This is a genomic window from Neoroseomonas eburnea (genome assembly GCF_018129005.1).
In the GTDB taxonomy this organism is placed as follows: Bacteria; Pseudomonadota; Alphaproteobacteria; order Acetobacterales; family Acetobacteraceae; genus Neoroseomonas; species Neoroseomonas eburnea.
Genome location: NZ_JAAEDL010000017.1, coordinates 1 through 17,810 on the forward strand (window position 1 = coordinate 1; position 17,810 = coordinate 17,810).

Below are 17,810 nucleotides of genomic sequence, written 5' to 3' on the forward strand. Positions count from 1 at the left end.
GCCGGCCGGGGCTTCGGCGGGCGCGCTGCCCGGCCGCATGCGCGGCGCCGCGGCGGCGATCGCGATGGCGGTGGCGCTGCCGTCGCCCGAGGGCTCCACCGGCGCGAACAGGGAAGGCGTGCCGGCGAAGCTGCGCGGGCCGGGCAGGCGGCGCTCCATCTCCGACATGCGGACGAACTGCGCCGGCGCCATCGGCTCGAGCGTCAGGTGGCGCTGCGCCACCTGGCGCAGGCGGTCCGGCTCGTTCAGCAGCGCCCATTCGGCGCGCAGCACCTGGGTGCGCTCGCGCGCCTGCTCGGTGCGGCGGTTGATCTCGCGCAGCTCACGGTCGAGCTGCGATACCGAGTGCTTCACCTGGTAGAGGTAGAGCCCCGCGCCGGCGGCGGCGGCGAGGGTGACGAGGGTCAGGGGGCGGATCATGCGGCCTCCTCCAGTCGTTCGAGGGCACGCAGGCGGGCGGAGCGGGCGCGCGGGTTCGCCGACGTCTCGGCCGGGCCGGGACGCAGCGCGCGTGGGGTCAGCAGGCGGAAGCGCGGCGCGGCGCGCGCGGCGAGCGCGCCGGGATCGTGGCGGGAGGCGCCGCCGGTGCGCCCGGCGGCCTCCGCCATGAAGCGCTTGGCGATACGGTCTTCCAGCGAATGGAAGGCGACGACGACGAGGCGGCCGCCTGGCGCCAGCAGCCGCGCCGCGGCGGCGAGGCCGCGCTCCACCTCGCCGAGCTCGTCGTTCACCGCGAGGCGCAGCGCCTGGAAGGAGCGCGTCGCGCCGTCGATGCCGGAGGGATCGCGGGGCACCTTGGAGCGCACCAGCGCGGCGAGGTCGGCCGTCGTCTCGAAGCGCTGCTCCTTGCGGCGCTCGACGATGGCGCGGGCGATGCGGCGGGCGAAGCGTTCCTCGCCCAGGTGGAACAGGATGTCGGCCAGCTCGCTCTCGGGCAGCGTGTTCACGAGGTCCGCGGCGGAGGGGCCTTCCTTCTCCATGCGCATGTCGAGCGGGCCGTCGGCGCGGAAGGAGAAGCCGCGCTCCGCCTGGTCGAGCTGGAAGGAGGAGACGCCGAGATCCATCACCACGCCGTCGAGCGCGGTGATCCCGCGCGCGGCGAGATGTTCCAGCATGTCGCCGAAGCGGCCTTCGATGAGCTGCAGCCGCGGAGCGTATCGCGCCGCCAGCGCGGCGCCCCGGGCGATGGCGTCGGGGTCGCGGTCCATGGCGTAGAGCGTGCAGCGTGGCGCGGAGTCGAGGATAGCCCGCGCATAGCCGCCGCCGCCGAAAGTGCAGTCGAGATAGGTCGCGTCGTCACGCGGGGCGAGCGTGGCGACGACCTCGGCCAGCATGACGGGGAGGTGGCCGGTCATCGCGCTTCCCCCTGCGGTCGGGCGGCGGGGCTCGGCAGGGTCAGCTTGAAGTCGCGGGCGCGGGCGCGGGCGTCGCGGACATGGGCGATGGCGCGCTCGGTGTCCCAGATCTGGAAGCACTGGTTGGCGCCGATGAAGGAGACGCCTTCCGACAGGCCGGCTTCCGCCACCAGCTCCTCGGGCAGGACCAGGCGGCCCTCGCCGTCGGGGCGGGCGGGGTGGGCGGTGGCGAACAGGGCGGCGGCGAGGTTGTCGGCGGTGTCGGAGAAGATGTCGAGCTGCGTGTGGCCGGCCGACAGGGCGGCGAAGGCGGGCTGCGGCCAGACCTCGATGCAGGGATGACGGAAGGACGGGAAGAGCACGATGTCCGAGGTTCCAAGCGCTTCGAGGACCGCGCGGAACTGGGCCGGGACCGAGATGCGGCCCTTCTTGTCCAGCTTGCCCTTGTGCGTGCCCAGGAACTGGGTCATCGCCCCCCGCGTGCGGCCGCCGGGTGGCGCCGCTCCAAACTGCTGTTCCGCCCTGGATCAGCGGCCGGCGAGGCCCCCCGACCCCGCCGGCTCGCCCGACCATCCCGCTCCGTGTCCCGCTCGCCCCCCCGAGCGTTCTGGGACCCTCACGGGATGACATGGGATAACACGGGAAAATCCGGGACAGCAAGGGAGAAGAATCATTTCGCCGCGCGCATGTTGCCTGAAAAACACTGTGAATTCTGGCGCTTGGAAGAAGAGCCTGCATCGATTGTTCAGGGAAGGCGAAGGATTTTGACCGGGCCTGTCGCAGACCGGCCTGCAAGGCCGCTTTCGCCACCCTCTCCACCGCAGCGGTGGTCGCGCCGGACGTGCGCCGCCGGTGCCTCGGTCAGGTCGGGCGCGGCGCGCAGCGCACCCCGATGAAGCGGTGGCGCTGCGCCGCCGGCACCACCGTGCAGTCGCTGCGGCGGCCGAACCAGCGGTAGCGCCGCCGCGCGACGAAGCCATAGACGGCATCCCGCAACGGCCGGGGCAGCAGCCCCAGGACAACGAGCCATCGCCACGGTGTGCGCAGATGGCGCAGGACCGCGATCCCTGCATCGGAGCGTGCCAGCACTTGATCGCCGTGCAGAACCGGGAAGGTCTCATCGAGATCGGCGCGGGCGAAGCCGTGCCGCTCGGCCATCGCCAGCCCTTCTTCCGACCAGGCGCCGGCGAAGCGCAGGGTCGGTGCCTGCTCGTGGGCGGGGACGAACGACACCATCCCGCTGCACAGCGCATAGTCGGTGTCGAACACCACGATGGCGCCGCTCGCTGCCATGCGTGCACGGACAGCCCGGAAGCGGCCGGTGCGGAATCCGGAGGGCGGCAGCGCGCACGGGGCCTGCCCGGGATGTGCCCGGCATCGGACGAAGGCGGCGCCAGACGGCCTGTAAGCCGGGTTCTGTCTTGCCCGTCGCCGGGCATGGACGGCCATTCCTCTGGAGCCCGCATCGCTGCGGGCTTCGCGCGGCCAACCCGGGCGGAAGGGCGGGACCGCCCCTGCGTCAGCGCGTTGCCGCGCCTCGCCGTCCGCCCCTATTCGGCCTTGCTCCCGGTGGGGTTTGCCGTGCCGCCGCCGTTGCCGGAAGCGCGGTGCGCTCTTACCGCACCGTTTCACCCTTGCCGCGGAGTGTCGCCACGCCGCGGCGGTCTGTTCTCTGTGGCACTTTCCCTGGGGTCGCCCCCGCCGGTCGTTGACCGGCACCGTAGTCCCGTGGAGCCCGGACTTTCCTCCAGCCCGCGATCGCTCGCAGGCCAGCGGCCGCCCGGCCGTCTGACGCCGCGCCTCGTGTGCGCCCGCGCGGGGCGGCGCGTCAAGCGGGTGCTGCTGCTTGCGCGCGCATCCAATCCCACAGCACCTGTGCAGGCCGGCGCAGCGGGCCGACCGTCTTCGCCAGGTGGAAGGCGCGCGGCCCGGGGGCGACGAAGGGATGCGCATAGACCAGGCGGCCCGAGGCGATCTCGCGTTCCGCCAGGTCGCCGCGCGTCAGCGCCAGGCCGAGCCCCGCCGCCGCGGCTTCGAGCGTCAGCGTGAAATCGCTGAACACCAGGCCTTTGCTCGGTGCTTCCCCGCGCCAGCCGGCGGCGGCGAGCCAGCCCGCCCAATGGTCCCGGTTGACGTCGAAGATCAGCGGCAGCCGCTCGGCGATCGCCTTCAGGGATGGCGTGCCGCGCAGCCGGAACTGCGGCGAGCGCACCGGGCGCAGCGTCTCCGCCATCAGGAGCTCGGCCTCGAGGCCCGGCCAGGGCGGCAGCCCGTGGCGCACGAGGAAATCGAGCCCGTTGCGCTGCGGGTCCTGCAGTTCGGTGGTCGCCACCACGTCCACGCGGATTCCGGGATGCGCCTTGGTGAAGGCGGGCAGGCGCGGCAGCAGCCAGCGCGCGGCGAAGGTCGGCACCACGCCGACGCGCACCTCGCCCGCGTCGTCCTGCGCGCGCCGGCGGCCGCGCGCGGCGGCACGGCGCGTCGCTTCCTCGATCCTGGCGAGCAGAGGGGCGATCTCGGCATGGTAGCGGGTTCCTAGGGCGGTCGGTTCGGCCCCCCGCGGGCCGCGCTGGAACAGCGGCGCGCCGAGCATCTCCTCCAGCGCCGCGATGTGGCGGCTGATGGCGCCGTGCGTCAGGCCGAGCGCGGCGCCGCCGCGCCCGAAACTGCCGGCGCGCAGCGCGGCGTCGAGCGCGCGGAGCTGTTCCATGCTGGGCAGGCGGGTCGGGCGCATGGCAGTGAGTATTCCTCACGTCCGGCGTGAATGCGAGGCGCTTCCGCGAGCCATGCCATGCGCGCAAGGCTTCCCGGTACGGCGCGACACGCAACCCCGCGCCGATGGAGCCGACCATGTCCGTCGAACGCATCGCAACCACCCTCGGGACCGCAAGGCATCCCGCCGGGCACGACACGGTCGCCGGGCCAGGGCCGCTGATGCGCCTGTGGTTCAAGGCGGTCGATGCCATGGAACGCCGACGGGCCCGCCGGCTGATCGGCGAGATGGATGACCGGATCCTGCGCGACATCGGCATCGTCCGCAGCGAGGTCGAGCAGGCGATCCGGCACGGGCGCGAGGGCACCGGGCAGGTGCTGCCGTGGTGGAAGCACGGCAGGTGACGATGATGCGAGAGGGGCGCCGCCCCTCTCGCGCTCTCCCCGCCAAGGGCCGAAAGGCCCTTGGAATCCGTTATACCAGCGGCCGCTACTTGCGGCCGCTGGTATCCGGCTTTTCCTGCCCTCAGGCGCCGGGCGCAAACCTCCGGTTTGCTTGGCTTCGCCGGACCACCGGCGGGCCGCCTTCGCGGCCTCGGCACGAGGCAAGAACCCGTGCCGCTGGCATTACTCCGCCAGAAGGCGCAGGGCGGGCCAGCGGGTGGTCCAGGCCTTGGCGGCGATGCGGGCGAGCATCGCCGCCGGCTGCGCCCGATGCGCAGGCGTCGGGCGGGCGATCAGCGCAAACAGGTCCTCGAGGCCGTGGGGCGCGAGGATCTCCACGCCGCGGGGGCCGAGGCGCGCAGCCACGGCGGTCGCGGTCTCGGGCCAATGCGCCAGCGCCTCAGCCAGGTCGCGATAGGGCGCATGGCCGTTGCGGGCGTGCATGCGCGCCTGGTTCGCGACCGACCAGGGCAGGCCCGGCGCGGCAGCGGAGAGGGCCGCTTCCGCCGCCGCATCGCGCTCCGGCGAGGCATCCGCCGCGTCATGGAACACCACATCGAGATCGGCGGGCGGAATGGCATCCGGGTCGCGGCCGGTCAGCGCATCCCATACCGCGTTGCGCAGGAAGCCGGCACCGATCCAGGCGTGCGGCGGACCATGGGCGGCGACGGTGGCGAGCCGGTCGAGCATCGCCGGCCGGCCGGCGACGAAGCGGGCGAGGTCCGCGGCGTCGCGCATGCCGTCAGCGGCAGAGCGCGGCCACGGCGGCGAGGCGCGCGCGCGTCCCGGCATCCGCGATGCCATCGGTGCGCTGCGGCAGCCAGTGGCGCTGGAAGGCGGTGAGCAGCACGGAGAGCGGCAGGTCCGTGCGGTAGCCGATGGCGCCGAGCAGCGGCAGCGTCTCGCTGTCCGGCGGCGGCGGTGGATCGGCCTTCGGCCACAGCCCGACGCCGTTCGCAGCCAGGCCTTCCCAGTCAAAGAGCTCGCCCGGGTCCTGCTTGCGGTCCGGCGAGATGTCGCTGTGCCCGACGACGTTGCGGGCCGGGATCGGGTGCCGCGCCAGGATGTCGAGGCAGAGGTCGCAGACGGCGGCCATCTGCAGTGCGGGGAAGGGCCGGTAGCCCCATTCGTGGCCGGGATTGACGATCTCGATGCCGATGGAGCGCCCATTCAGCGCCGCATGCCCGCGCCAATGGGAGATGCCGGCATGGGCGGCGCGCCGGTCTTCGGCCACCAGGCGGAAAATCGTGCCGTCCTCCTCCACGACGTAATGCGAGGAGACCTTGGCCGCCGGGTCGCGCAGCCGGTCGATCGCCTCCTTTCCCGTGCGCATCCCCGTGTAGTGCAGCACGAGCATGTCGACCGGCGTGCCTTCCGGCCGCCCGTCCTGGTTGGGGCTCGGCGCGTCCCGGACATGGAGCGGCACCGCCGCGTGCATCGGCCCGGGTTCGGAAAGAAGGAGGGGGGATGCGGGGGGAGTTCGCTCCCCCCGACCTTTCGTCACAGCCCGCGTTCCCGCTTGATCCGGTCCCAGGCCGCGTTGATGTCGGCGACCTTCGACGTGGCGCGCTTGACGAATTCCTCCGGCACGCCGCGTGCGGCGAGGCTGTCCGGATGGTTCTCCCGCATAAGTTGCCGCCAGGCTGCCCGCACCTGTTCGTCGGAGGCTTCGCGCGTCAGCCCCAGCACCGGATAGGGATCCTCCATCTGCTGTGCCGGGGCGCCGCGCGGCGTGCCGCCCTTGGCGCGTTGCCAGGCCGCGGCGTCGAGCCCGAAGCGCGCATGGATGCCGCGCAGCATGTCGCCCTCGGACCTGGTGACCGGCCCGTCCGCGCGGGCGATGCGCACCAGGGCGGCGAGCACGTCCTCGAGCATCGCCTTGTTGTCGGCGAAGGCCTCGCCGAGCTTCTGGGCGAAGGGTTCCCATCCCTCGGCATCCTCGCGCGCCTGGTCGAACAGGCGTCCGACCTCGCGCAGCCCTTCCTCCGGCACGCGGAACATCTGCCGGAAGGCGTCGATCTCTGCCCGCTTCACCGGGCCGTCCACCTTGGCGAGCTTGGCCGCGAGCACGACGACGGCGAAGGAGAACAGGTTCTCCTTGCCGCCCAGCATGTGGACCATGTCGGCGGCGTTGGGCGGGATGCGCCCGGGGCCCGGCATGGCGCCGTGGTCGGCCGCGTGGCCAAGCGCGGCACCCACCATGGCGCCGACCGGCCCGCCCATGGCGAAGCCCGCCATGCTGCCCAGGATCTTTCCCCAGAAGCTCAAAGCGCATGCACCTCTCGGGTGAGTGCTAGCACAAAGCCGCCCGGGCGTCAGGCGCGCTGCCTTGCCGCCCGCGCGGCGCGTCTCTATTGCCAGGACGGGCCGCCGCGCGGCTGCGGGCCGGGCACGCGGCCCCGGGGCGGCGGGGCCGCGGATGAGGTGGATGCATGGCCGGCTGGCAGTTCTGGATCGATCGTGGCGGCACCTTCACGGACATCGTGGCGCGGGATCCGGAGGGGCGGCTGACGACGCGCAAGCTGCTGTCCGAGAATCCGGAGCGCTACCGTGACGCGGCGGTGGCCGGCATCCGGGAGACGCTCGGCGTGGCGCCGGGCGCGCCGGTGCCCGCCGGCGCCATCGAGGCGGTGAAGATGGGCACCACCGTCGCCACCAATGCGCTGCTGGAGCGCAAGGGCGAGCGGGTGCTGCTGATCGTCAACCGCGGCTTCGGCGACATGCTGCGCATCGGCAACCAGGCGCGGCCGCGCCTGTTCGACCTCGATGTGCGGCTGCCGGAACTGTTGCATGAGCGCGTCGCCGAGATCGGCGGCCGTGTCGCGGTGGACGGGGCGGAGATCGAGGCGCTGGACGAGGACGCCGCGCGTGCCGCGCTGAAGGCCGCCTTCGCCGAAGGCATCCGCGCCGTCGCCATCGTGCTGATGCATGCCTGGGCACATCCGGAGCATGAGCAGCGGATCGGCGCGATCGCGCGCGAGGAAGGCTTCACCCAGGTCTCGCTGAGCCACCAGGCGAGCCCGCTGCCGCGCATCGTGCCGCGCGGCGACACCACGGTGGTCGATGCGTATCTGTCGCCGGTGCTGCGGCGCTATGTCGACCAGGTGGCCTCCGAACTGCAGGCCGTCCGCTCGCCGGACGCCGCAGGCGGGAGGCGTGAATCGGCCGGCCCGGACAAGGGCGTGCGGCTGTACTTCATGCAGTCGAACGGCGGGTTGACCGAGGCCGGTAGCTTCCAGGGCAAGGATGCGATCCTGTCCGGCCCCGCCGGCGGCATCGTCGGTGCGGCGCGCACCGCCGGGATGGGCGGGTTCGATCGCATCATCGGCTTCGACATGGGGGGAACCAGCACCGACGTCGCCCTCTATGCCGGCGAGTTCGAGCGCGCCTTCGAAACCGAGGTCGCCGGCGTGCGCATGCGCGCGCCGATGATGGCGATCAACACGGTCGCGGCGGGCGGCGGCTCCATCCTGCATTTCGACGGCGCGCGCATGCGCGTCGGGCCGGATTCCGCGGGCGCGGTGCCGGGGCCGGCCTGCTACCGCCGTGGCGGGCCGCTTGCCGTGACGGATGCCAACGTCATGGTCGGCAAGATCCAGCCGCGGCATTTCCCGGCGATCTTCGGCCCGGATGGCGACCAGCCCCTGGATGCCGAGGTCGTCCGCGCGAAGTTCGCGGCGCTGGCCGAGGAGATCGCCGCAGCCACCGGCACGCCGCAGGATCCGCGCAAGGTCGCCGAGGGCTTCCTGCGCATCGCCGTCGCCAACATGGCGAACGCCATCAAGCAGGTGAGCATCCAGAAGGGCCACGACGCCACGCGCTTCGCCCTGCAGTGCTTCGGCGGCGCGGGCGGGCAGCACGCCTGCCTGGTCGCCGACGCGCTCGGCATGGAGACGGTGTTCATCCATCCCTTCGCCGGCGTGCTCTCCGCCTATGGCATGGGACTGGCGGATCAGGCGGCGATCCGCGAGGGCGCGGTGGAGGCGCCGCTGACGGCGGGCGGCATGGCCGACCTCGCCGCGCGGCTCGATGCGCTGGCCGAGGACGGCCGCGCGGAGCTGATCCGCCAGGGTGCCGACGCGGCGCGGCTCAAGGTCGCGCGCCGGCTGCACCTGCGCTACGCGGGCACCGATGCCTTCCTGCCGGTCGCCTTCGGCGCGCATGAGGAGGTGCTGGCCGCCTTCACCGAGGCGCATCGCCGCCGCTTCGGCTTCGCCACGCCGGAACGCCCGGTGGTGGTGGAAGCCTGCATCGCCGAGGTCACCATGCCCGGCGAGCAGGTCGACGAGGCCGCGCTGCCCGCGCGCCGGCCCGGCGAGGTGCCGGCCGCGATCGACACCGTGCCGCTCTTCACCGAGGGTACGGAGCACGCCGCCCCGGTCTATGACCGCGAGGCGCTGCATGCCGGCGACCGGCTCAAGGGCCCCGCGCTGATCCGCGAGGCCAATGCGACCACGGTCGTCGAGCCCGGCTGGACCGCGGAAGTCACCGGGCGCAACCACCTCGTCCTGCGCCGCACCGAGCAGCGCGAGGCCGCGCGCCTGGCCGATGCCTCGCGCCCCGACCCGGTGATGCTGGAGCTGTTCAACAACCTGTTCATGAACATCGCCGAGCAGGCGGGCGCGGTGCTGCAGAACACCTCGCTGTCCGTGAACATCAAGGAGCGGCTCGACTTCTCCTGCGCCATCTTCGACGCCGAGGGCTACCTGGTGGCGAACGCGCCGCATGTGCCGGTGCATCTGGGAGCGATGGGCGAGAGCGTGCGGACGGTGATCCGCTCGCGCCGGTCCACGCTGAAGCCCGGCGACGTGGTGGCGCTCAACAACCCGTCCAACGGCGGCACGCATCTGCCCGACATCACCGTCATCACCCCGGTCTTCGACGCGGCGGGGGCGGAGATCCTGTTCTTCGTCGGCAGCCGCGGCCACCACGCCGACATCGGCGGCCTGACGCCGGGCTCGACGCCGCCAGGGTCGAAGACGCTGGAGGAGGAAGGCGTCGTCATCGACGACTTCCTGCTGGTCGATGGCGGCACCATCCGCGAGGCCGAGTTCCGTGCGGTGCTGGCCGGGGCGAAGTACCCGGCGCGCAGCCCGGACGTGAACGTCGCCGACATCAAGGCGCAGGTCGCGTCCAACGAGAAGGCCGTGCAGGAACTCCAGCGCGCCGTCGCCGAGTTCGGCCTGCCTACCGTGCGCGCCTACATGAAGCACGTGATGGACAATGCGGAGGAATCCGTCCGCCGCGTGCTGGAACGCCTGCCGGATGGCGAGTTCGCCACCTTCATCGACGACGGCACGCCGCTGAAGGTCTCCGTCCGCGTCGACCACGCGCAGCGCCGCGCGGTGATCGACTTCACCGGCACCGGGCCGCAGCGGCCGGACAACTTCAATGCGCCTTCCGCCGTCTGCCGCGCCGTGGTGCTCTACTGCTTCCGCTGCCTGGTGGGCGAGGACATCCCGCTCAACGACGGCTGCCTCAAGCCGCTGGAGATCGTGATCCCCGACGGCACCTTCCTCAGCCCGCGGCCCGGCGCGGCGGTGGTCGCCGGCAACACCGAGGTCAGCCAGATGACCTGCAACGCGGTGCTGGCCGCGCTGGGCGCCTGTGCGTCGGCGCAGGCGACGATGAACAACCTTCTCTTCGGCGATGCCACCTACCAGTACTACGAGACGATCTGCGGCGGCACCGGCGCCGGCCCGGGATTCCACGGCACCGGCCCGGTGCAGACGCACATGACCAACACGCGCATGACCGACCCGGAGATCCTCGAACTCCGCTACCCGGTGCGGCTGGAGGAATTCTCCATCCGCCGCGGCTCGGGCGGTGCGGGGCGGTGGCATGGCGGCGACGGGTCCCGCCGCCGCATCCGCTTCCTGCGACCGATGGAGGCCGTCATCGTCGCCTCCCGTCGCACCGTCGCGCCGCACGGCCTCGAAGGGGGCCTGGACGGCGCCGCCGGGCGGCAATGGGTGGAGCGCGCCGACGGCAGCGTGCAGCCACTGAAGGGCAGCGACCGCGCCAGCCTGCAGCCGGGCGACATCTTCGGCCTCGAGACGCCGGGCGGCGGCGGCTGGGGGGTGCCCGCCGGGTGAGGAAGCGCCTCCTCCTCCTCGCCTTGCCGGCGGCGCTGCTGCTCGCCGCCTGGATCGGGCCGCGCCTGCTGGACTGGGAGGCGCAGCGGGACCGCGTGGCGGCGATCGCCAGCGCGCGGCTCGGCCGTCCGGTGACGCTGGAAGGGCCGCTCCGCCTGACGCTGCTGCCGCAGCCGATGGTCGAGGCCGAGGCCGTCCGCGTCGGCGGGACCGATGGCGCGGAGATCGGCGTCTCCGCGCGCGCACTGCATCTCCGTCTCGGCCTGCTGCCCTTGCTGGCGGGAAGGGTGGAGCCGCGCGACCTGGTGCTGGTCGGCGCCGATATCCACCTGCCCTGGCCGCCCGAGAGCATCGGCGCGCTGCGCCCGCCGCCCTGGCTGACCGGCTTCGACGCGCGCATCGAGGACAGCCGCGTCGCGGTCGGCGGCGCCGTGCTGGATGGGGTCGCCGCGCGCCTTGCCGTGCCGGGCCCGCTCGATGCCGTGCGCACCGAGGGCAGCTTCACCTGGCGCGGCGCTCCGGTGCGCTTCGAGGCGGTGATCGGCCGACCCGGCTTCGATGGCGTGGCGACGCTCGACCTCGCCATGGCCTCGCAGGGCGCGACGGCCACCGCCCGCGGCGTGCTGGTGGGGGAGGGCGGCTTCGAAGGCCGGGTCGAGGCCTCCGGCACCGACCTCGCCGCGCTCATCGCCTCCCCGGCCGGGTCGTTCCGCGCCAGCGGCCGGCTGACCGTCACGGCCGAGATCGCGGCGGCGGACGACCTTGCCCTCGACCTCGGTGGCGTGACCGGGCGAGGTGCCGCCACCTTCCGCTTCGCGCCCGCGCCGCGGCTCGACATCGCGCTGGCGCTGGCCCGGCTCGACCTCGATGCCTGGATCGCCGCGCTGCGCGGGGCGCAGCCGCCGCCCCTGCCGGTGGGGCTGGACCTCTCCGCCGAGGCGGCCTCCTTCCGTGGCCAGACGCTGCGCCGGCTGCGCGGCGGCGTGGTGCGGGAGAACGGGCGGCTGGTGCTCTCGGGCCTCTCCGCCCTGTTGCCGGGGGAAGCCCAGGTCGAGGCGGAGGGCACGGCTACGGGCGCGCGGCTGGAGCTCGCCCTGCGCTTCGCCGGACCGAGCCTGCGCGCGACGATCGCCGCCTTCGGCCTGCCGGTGGACCGCTACGATCCGGCCCGGCTGCGCGCCTTCGAAGGGCGCGCGCGGCTCGGGCTCGACCAGGCGCAGCTCGGCGTCCAGGACCTCGCGGCGGTGCTGGACGGGGCGCGGATCAGTGGTGCCGGGGTGCTGCGCTTCGGCGCCCGCCCGGCGCTCGGCCTCGGCCTGTCCTTCGATCGGCTGGACCTCGACGGGCTGCTGCCGGCGCCCGCCGCCTGGGCCGAGGCCCTGCGCGTCCCGCCGGGCTTCGACGCGAACCTGCGCATCGCAGCGGAAACCCTCGCCTGGCGAGGCATCGCCACCGAACGCGCGGCGCTCGATGCCGTGCTGGAGGGCGGGCGGATCGGCCTGCGGCGGCTCTCGGGACGGGTCGGCGGCGCGGATCTCTCCCTGGCGGGAAGCGTCACGCTCGGCAGCGCGCCGCGCTTCGCCGATCTCGGGCTGGAAGTGGCGGCTCCCGCGTTGGGGCCGCTCGCGGAGGCGCTGGCGCCGCCGGCAGCCTTGCCCGCGGGTCTGCGGCCGCTGCCGCTGCGGCTGCGGCTCACCGGGGGCGGGCCGGCCGAGGCCCTGGCGCTCGCCGCCGAGGGCGAGTTCGGCGAGTTGCGCTTCGAGGGCCAGGCCAATGCGAACCTGCCGCAGGGCCGCGCCGGCGGCTCGCTGACGCTGCGCCATCCCGGCGCGCCGCGCCTCGCGATGCTGCTTGGGGCGCAGGAGGCGCCGGCCTGGCTCGGGGAGGGCTCCTTCTCGCTGATCGCGACGCTCTCCGGCGGGCCGGCCGGCGTTGGCGCGGAGAGCCTGGAACTCGTCGCCGGCGGGCTGCGCGCGCGCGGGCAGCTCGCGCTGGCGCTCAACGGCGCGCGGCCGCGGCTGACCGGGCGCCTCGCCGCCGAGCGCCTGCCGTTGCCCGACCTGCCGCTGCGCGGGACCGAACCGCTCGATCTCGCGGCGCTCGGCCGCATGGACGCCGATATCGCGGTGACGGCGGTGGAGGTTGCCTCCCCTGACCTGCCGGCGTTGCGCGACGCGACGGCGCAGCTCCGGCTGGAGAGCGGGCGTCTCGGGCTGGACGAGCTGCGCGCCGGGCTCGGCGGCGGCGTGCTGGAGGGGCGGATCGCGCTCGATGCCTCGGCGCAGCCGCCGGTGCTGGAAGGTGCGCTCGGCGTGTCCGGAGTGACGCTGACCGGGCCGCTGTTCGGCCCGCCCTTCGATCTCGCCTCCGGCAGGCTGGAGGCGCAGGGGCGCTTTTCCGCCGCCGGCCACGCGCCCGCCGCCCTGCTGGCGACGCTCACGGGGGAGGGGCGCTTCGCGGTGGCCGACGGCGTGCTCGCCGGGGTGGCGCTGGGGGCCGCGGCGGGCGCCGCCGCCTTGGAGGACGCCGTGGCGGCGGAGGAGGGCGTGCGCGCCGCCCTGGACGGCGGCGCGACGGCGCTGGAACGGATGGAAGGCGGCTGGCGCGCCGCGGCGGGCGTGGTGACGCTCGAAGGCGTGCGAATCGCTGGGGAAGGCGGCATGACCGGCGGGATCGAGGGCAGCGTGGACCTGACGCGGGGGAACCTCGACCTGCGCTTCCTGGTGCGGCCGGGGCCGGCCGAGGCGCCGCCGATCGCGCTGCGCGTGACCGGGCCGGCGGAGACGCCACGGCGGCAGCCGGAGATCGCGCCCTGGGCGCGGTGGCGGGCGGAACGGTGAGGCGGGGGAGACGCCGTCTCCCCCGGACCCCCTCTGCCAAAGGCCGAAAGGCCTTTGGAAACCGGGACTTGGCGCCGGGCCGAATGGCGGCCGCGGCAGTCCATCGAGCTGCCTTGCCCTTCGGGCGTCCTCCAAGAACGAGCGTGCGTCCCTCGGGCCCTATCGCCCTGAACCATTGGTTTCCAAAGGCCTTTCGGCCTTTGGCGGGGAGAGTTTGAGAGGGGCGGAGGCCCTCTCATGCCGGTCGGCCCTTCCGCTGGTCCGGTAACGGAATCCTGGCATCGCGCGCGGTCGCCCCGCCAGCCCCGCGCGCCATGCCGCCATTTCCGCCCGGCTAGAGCAGATCCCGATCAGGTGGAATCACCTGATCGGGCAAAGATGCTCGCGAAAACAAAAGGCTGGAGTGGTTGCCGTGAGCCAAGGCGAACGGAAACCGCTCTAGACGCGCTGCGCGCGCAGCGCGAAGACCCGCAGCGTGCTGGCCAGTGGCGCGCCGTCGGCGGCCCGGCCGGCGTCGAGTTCCGCCACCAGCGCGGCGAGGCTCAGCCCGCGCGCCTTCGCCGCGGCGTCCAGCACCGCCCAGAATTCCGGCTCCAGCGCGACCGAGGTGCGGTGCCCGGCCAGCGAGAAGGAGCGCTTGGCCAGATGCGGCTTCACCCGCCGCCCTCCAGCGTGCCGCCGGGGCGCAGCATGTCCTCGGGCCGCACCCAGCGGTCGAAATCCTCCGGCGCGACATGGCCGAGACGGGCGGCGGCGTCCTTCAGCGTGAGATCCTCGGCGAGCGCCAGCTTCGCGATCTGCACCGCCTTATCGTAGCCGATGCGGGGATTGAGCGCGGTGACCAGCATCAGCGACTTCGCCACCTGGTCGGCGATGCGCGCGCGGTTGGGTTCCAGCTTCGCCACCATGTGCGTCGCGAAGGACCGCGCAGCGTCGCCGAGCAGCGTCGTGCTCTCCAGCACGGCCTGGATGATGACCGGCTTGAAGACGTTCAGTTCCAGATGCCCCTGGCTGCCTGCGAAGGTGACGGTGGTGTGGTTGCCCATGACGCGGGCGGCGACCATGGTCAGCGCCTCGCTCTGCGTCGGGTTGGTCTTGCCGGGCATGATGCTGGAGGAAAGCCCGTCCGCCGGGATGACCAGCTCGCCGATGCCGGCGCGCGGGCCGGAGCCGAGCAGGCGGATGTCGTTGGCGACCTTGGTCAGCGACACCGCCACCGTGTTCAGCGCGCCGTGCAGTTCGACGAAGGCGTCGTGCGCGGCCATGCCTTCGGACTTGTCGGGGTTGGGCGCGAAGGCCTCCCCGGTGCGCTCGGCGACGATGGCGCAGAAGGCGTCGTCGAAATCGGGATGGCGGTTGAGCCCGGTGCCCGCCGCCGTGCCGCCCTGGGGCAGCAGCAGCAGGCGCGGGATGGTGTCCGCCACGCGGGCGATGCCGTTCTCGACCTGGCGCGCCCAGGTGGCGAACTCGCCGCCGAGGGTGACCGGCACCGCATCCATCAGATGCGTGCGGCCGAGCTTCACGATGCCGGCATACTCCGCAGCCTTGGCGGTCAGCGCCGCGTGCAGCGCGGTCAGGCCCGGCAGCAGGCGGTGCCGCACGGCATGGACGGCGGCGAGGTGCATCACCGTCGGGAAGGAATCGTTCGACGACTGGCCGCGGTTGACGTGGTCGTTCGGGTGGACCGGCTTCCGGCTGCCCAGCTTCTGGCCGAGCATCTCGTTGGCGCGGTTGGAGATGACCTCGTTCGCGTTCATGTTGGTCTGGGTGCCCGAGCCGGTCTGCCAGACGGGCAGCGGGAAGTCGGCGTCGCGGGCGCCGGATTCCACCTCCGCCGCGGCGGCCTTGATCGGTTCGGCGATCGCCTCGGGCAGTTCGCCGAGGCGGCGGTTGGCCTCCGCCGAGGCCCATTTCTGCAGGCCGGTGGCGCGGATCACGCCGGGGTCGAGGCGCGCATCGCCGATGCGGAACAGCGCGCGGGCGCGTTCCGTCTGCGGTCCCCAGTAGCGGTCGGCGGGGATCTCGATGGTGCCGAGGGAATCGGTCTCGGTGCGGGTAGCTGTCATGCCGGGGCTCCGCTGCGGATTTTGGTGCCCGGCCTGCCGGGCGCAACGTTATCCTGTCGCCATCGAATCGAGATCACGGGAGGCCGCGCCGATGACCTACAGGATCGAGGAGATCGAGGGCATCGGGAAGGTCTATGGCGACAAGCTGCGCGCGGCCGGGGTGAAGGACACCGACGCGCTGCTGGCCCGATGCGCCACGCCGAAGGATCGCGCGACGCTCGCGGCCGCGACCGGCATCCCCGATGCGCTGGTGCTGAAATTCGCCAATCGTGCCGACCTGATGCGGGTGAAGGGCATCGGCGAGGAATATGCCGACCTGCTCGAGGCCGCCGGCGTGGACACCGTGCCCGAGCTGGCGCAGCGCAAGGCCGCCAACCTGTACGCCGCGATGGAGACCGTCAACGCCGCGAAGAAGCTGGTGCGCCAGGCGCCGGGCCTGGCCGCGGTCGAAGGCTGGATCGCCGCGGCGAAGGACCTGCCGCGCAAGCTGCAGTACTGAAGGCGCCGCCCGGCGCTTGACGGCGCGGCGCACATGCCGTCGGCCACCGAAGATGGCCGTCGGGATCAGTCGGGCTCGCCGTAGGTCGCGATCTCGATCAGGTTGCCGTCCGGATCGCGGCAATAGACGGAGGTGATGGGGCCGAGCGCCCCGTCCTTCGCCACCGGGCCGAGTTCCACCGCGACGCCGCAACGCTGGAGATGGGCAATGATCTGCTCCGCGCTGACCGTCACGATGAAGCAGAGATCCTCGGTCCCCGGCACGCCGCCCGCCGCGCCGGTCCACCATTCCTGCTGCGTGGATTCGACCGGCCGGAGGTTGATCTTCTGCCCGCCGAACTTCAGCGCGGTACGGCGATGGTGGCCGAATTCCTCGACCTCCATCCCGAGCACGCGCTGGTACCAGGAAGCGGAGATGGTCACGTCGCGGCAGGTGACGACCAGGTGGTCGAGGCGATCGACGGCGAAGCGCATGCGGGCTCAGGCCTTCTTCGGGAGGCGGGCGGTGACCTCGATCTCGATCTTCATCGCATCGGTCTGCAGCCCGGCATGGATCAGGGTGGAGGCAGGCCTCGCGCGGCCAAGGTATTTCTTCACCACCGGCCAGCAGGGTTCCCAGTCGGCGCGGTCCGGCACGATGAACAGCACGCGCACCACGTCGTCGAGCGTCGCCCCCGCCTGCGCCAGAGCCGCGGCGATGTTGCGGAAGGTCTGTTCGGCCTGCGCCGCCACATCCGGCTGGATGGTCATGGTCGTGTAGTCGTAGCCGGTGGTGCCGGAAACCCAGACATCGTCGCCGATCACGACGGCGCGGGAGTAGCCGATCTCCTCCTCGAACTTCGAGCCGGAGGAGATCAGGCGGCGTTCGGTCATGGGGCGTCTCCGGGGCTGGTCAGGCGGTGACCGGGCCGCCGCAGCGGTCCGGCCGGTGGATGCGGTCCTTCGAGGCGGGAAACGTCTCCAGCTTCGCCGCCGGGCGGATCGGCCGGCGCACCAGCTCCCCGCCGCAGTTCGGGCAGAGCCCGCCAGGCAGCTTGGTGCGGGCGCAGTCCACGCACCAGGTGCATTCGAAGGAGCAGATCAGCGCGTCGCGGCTCTCGGGCGACAGGTCGCGGCCGCAGCATTCGCAGTTCGGGCGGAGTTGGAGCATCGGTGTTCCTTCCTCGGGCCCCCATACTGTCATCGCGCGGGCGGCGCGACGAGGCGGCGCACGATCGGCAGCACGACCAGCAGGATGGGGGAGGCGACCGGCCACGACGTGGCCCGGTCGGCCGGGCTGGCAGTCGGGGCCTCGCCCAGGATGCCGGGCGCGAGCGCGGCGGATGCGCCCCAGACGATGCAGGTCACGATGACGAGGAGCCGCGGTGGCATGACGATCCCGGCAAAGCGTGCCGGCATGCGGGGGTGCGGGCCGGTGCCGGACACGAGAATGGGCCGAATGGCGCATTCTCAAGCGGGCTCTCATACCAATGGCCCGTTTGCCTGATCTGTGGAACCGAGAGGGGCCTTGCCCCTCTCGGGCTCTCCCCACCAAAGGCCCGAGGCCTTTGGAAACCGATACCTGGCGCCGTGCGCCACTGTCAGGATCAATGCCGAAACCCGCCCTTGCGCACGAAACGCGCCCGTAGCGATCGGACTGCCTGAACCGCGCGGCACCAGATGATGGTTTCCAAAGGCCTCGGGCCTTTGGCGGGGTGGCTTGGAGGGGCAGAGCCCCTCCAATTCCGCCCTCACCGGTCATTCCAAAGGGCCGTTGGTATCAGACCAGCGGCACGAGTTCTCGACTCGTGCCGAGGCCGC

General features: G+C 72.9%; 18 protein-coding genes and 1 other RNA gene. 4 read left to right on the forward strand and 15 right to left on the reverse strand.

What is annotated here, in order from left to right; genetic code table 11:
• The 6 genes from ftsL to GXW74_RS16910 all read right to left on the reverse strand — a co-directional run.
• The coding region (ftsL, locus tag GXW74_RS16885) for a cell division protein FtsL (protein WP_456306986.1) at positions 1–420 on the reverse strand (420 nt) is incomplete at its 3' end.
• Positions 417–1,355, reverse strand: coding sequence for a 16S rRNA (cytosine(1402)-N(4))-methyltransferase RsmH (rsmH, locus tag GXW74_RS16890; RefSeq protein WP_211847707.1), 939 nt, complete (start codon positions 1,353–1,355; stop codon positions 417–419). The genes rsmH and ftsL, both read right to left, overlap by 4 nt.
• Positions 1,352–1,825, reverse strand: coding sequence for a division/cell wall cluster transcriptional repressor MraZ (locus GXW74_RS16895; RefSeq protein WP_211847708.1), 474 nt, complete (start codon positions 1,823–1,825; stop codon positions 1,352–1,354). Before GXW74_RS16895 ends, rsmH begins: the two co-directional genes overlap by 4 nt.
• 391 nt (positions 1,826–2,216) lie before the next feature.
• Positions 2,217–2,648 (reverse strand): thiol-disulfide oxidoreductase DCC family protein, encoded by a 432-nt coding sequence (locus tag GXW74_RS16900; RefSeq protein ID WP_211847709.1) that lies wholly within the window; start codon positions 2,646–2,648, stop codon positions 2,217–2,219.
• A 96-nt stretch (positions 2,649–2,744) separates the two neighbouring features.
• An RNA gene (rnpB, locus tag GXW74_RS16905) (RNase P RNA component class A) lies at positions 2,745–3,147 on the reverse strand.
• Between the two features lie 36 nt (positions 3,148–3,183).
• On the reverse strand, positions 3,184–4,089 hold the full coding sequence (locus GXW74_RS16910) for a LysR substrate-binding domain-containing protein (protein ID WP_211847710.1): 906 nt from the start codon (positions 4,087–4,089) through the stop codon (positions 3,184–3,186).
• 116 nt (positions 4,090–4,205) lie between these two features.
• Between GXW74_RS16910 and GXW74_RS16915 the strand changes: the two genes are divergently transcribed.
• On the forward strand, positions 4,206–4,472 hold the full coding sequence (locus GXW74_RS16915) for a DUF1127 domain-containing protein (protein WP_211847711.1): 267 nt from the start codon (positions 4,206–4,208) through the stop codon (positions 4,470–4,472).
• 222 nt (positions 4,473–4,694) lie between these two features.
• On the opposite strand, the gene GXW74_RS16920 is transcribed toward GXW74_RS16915, so the two are convergent.
• From GXW74_RS16920 to GXW74_RS16930, 3 genes are all read right to left on the reverse strand, one after another.
• On the reverse strand, positions 4,695–5,249 hold the full coding sequence (locus GXW74_RS16920) for a nucleotidyltransferase family protein (protein WP_211847712.1): 555 nt from the start codon (positions 5,247–5,249) through the stop codon (positions 4,695–4,697).
• 4 nt (positions 5,250–5,253) lie between these two features.
• Positions 5,254–5,949 carry an N-acetylmuramoyl-L-alanine amidase gene (locus GXW74_RS16925; RefSeq protein ID WP_211847713.1) on the reverse strand — a complete coding sequence of 232 codons (696 nt, stop codon included), beginning with the start codon at positions 5,947–5,949 and terminating at the stop codon, positions 5,254–5,256.
• A 62-nt stretch (positions 5,950–6,011) separates the two neighbouring features.
• A complete protein-coding gene (locus tag GXW74_RS16930) occupies positions 6,012–6,779 on the reverse strand; it encodes a TerB family tellurite resistance protein (RefSeq protein ID WP_211847714.1) in 768 nt (255 codons plus the stop codon).
• A gap of 164 nt (positions 6,780–6,943) precedes the next feature.
• On the opposite strand from GXW74_RS16930, the gene GXW74_RS16935 reads away from it, so the two are divergent.
• Both GXW74_RS16935 and GXW74_RS16940 read left to right on the forward strand, forming a co-directional pair.
• The gene (locus GXW74_RS16935) at positions 6,944–10,606 is read left to right on the forward strand and encodes a hydantoinase B/oxoprolinase family protein (protein WP_211847715.1); all 3,663 of its coding nucleotides are present in this window, start codon (positions 6,944–6,946) and stop codon (positions 10,604–10,606) included.
• Positions 10,603–13,446, forward strand: a complete 2,844-nt coding sequence (locus tag GXW74_RS16940; protein ID WP_211847716.1) for an AsmA family protein — start codon at positions 10,603–10,605, stop codon at positions 13,444–13,446. The genes GXW74_RS16935 and GXW74_RS16940 overlap by 4 nt, the downstream gene beginning before the upstream one ends.
• A 438-nt stretch (positions 13,447–13,884) precedes the next feature.
• On the opposite strand, the gene GXW74_RS16945 is transcribed toward GXW74_RS16940, so the two are convergent.
• The gene (locus GXW74_RS16945) at positions 13,885–14,103 is read right to left on the reverse strand and encodes a ribbon-helix-helix domain-containing protein (protein ID WP_211847717.1); all 219 of its coding nucleotides are present in this window, start codon (positions 14,101–14,103) and stop codon (positions 13,885–13,887) included.
• Positions 14,100–15,512, reverse strand: coding sequence for a class II fumarate hydratase (locus GXW74_RS16950; protein ID WP_211847718.1), 1,413 nt, complete (start codon positions 15,510–15,512; stop codon positions 14,100–14,102). Before GXW74_RS16950 ends, GXW74_RS16945 begins: the two co-directional genes overlap by 4 nt.
• Positions 15,513–15,603: 91 nt before the next feature.
• On the opposite strand from GXW74_RS16950, the gene GXW74_RS16955 reads away from it, so the two are divergent.
• Positions 15,604–16,011 carry a DUF4332 domain-containing protein gene (locus tag GXW74_RS16955; RefSeq protein WP_211847719.1) on the forward strand — a complete coding sequence of 136 codons (408 nt, stop codon included), beginning with the start codon at positions 15,604–15,606 and terminating at the stop codon, positions 16,009–16,011.
• A gap of 65 nt (positions 16,012–16,076) precedes the next feature.
• On the opposite strand, the gene GXW74_RS16960 is transcribed toward GXW74_RS16955, so the two are convergent.
• From GXW74_RS16960 to GXW74_RS16975, 4 genes are read right to left on the reverse strand one after another with little or no spacing between them, the layout of a single operon-like run.
• Complete coding sequence (locus GXW74_RS16960) at positions 16,077–16,484, reverse strand: VOC family protein (protein WP_211847720.1); 408 nt, start codon at positions 16,482–16,484, stop codon at positions 16,077–16,079.
• A 6-nt stretch (positions 16,485–16,490) separates the two neighbouring features.
• Positions 16,491–16,883, reverse strand: a complete 393-nt coding sequence (locus GXW74_RS16965; RefSeq protein ID WP_211847721.1) for a RidA family protein — start codon at positions 16,881–16,883, stop codon at positions 16,491–16,493.
• A gap of 19 nt (positions 16,884–16,902) precedes the next feature.
• Positions 16,903–17,160 (reverse strand): DUF1272 domain-containing protein, encoded by a 258-nt coding sequence (locus tag GXW74_RS16970; protein ID WP_211847722.1) that lies wholly within the window; start codon positions 17,158–17,160, stop codon positions 16,903–16,905.
• 29 nt (positions 17,161–17,189) lie between these two features.
• Positions 17,190–17,408, reverse strand: a complete 219-nt coding sequence (locus tag GXW74_RS16975) for a DUF2798 domain-containing protein (RefSeq protein WP_211847723.1) — start codon at positions 17,406–17,408, stop codon at positions 17,190–17,192.
• Between the last annotated feature and the right edge of the window lie 402 nt (positions 17,409–17,810).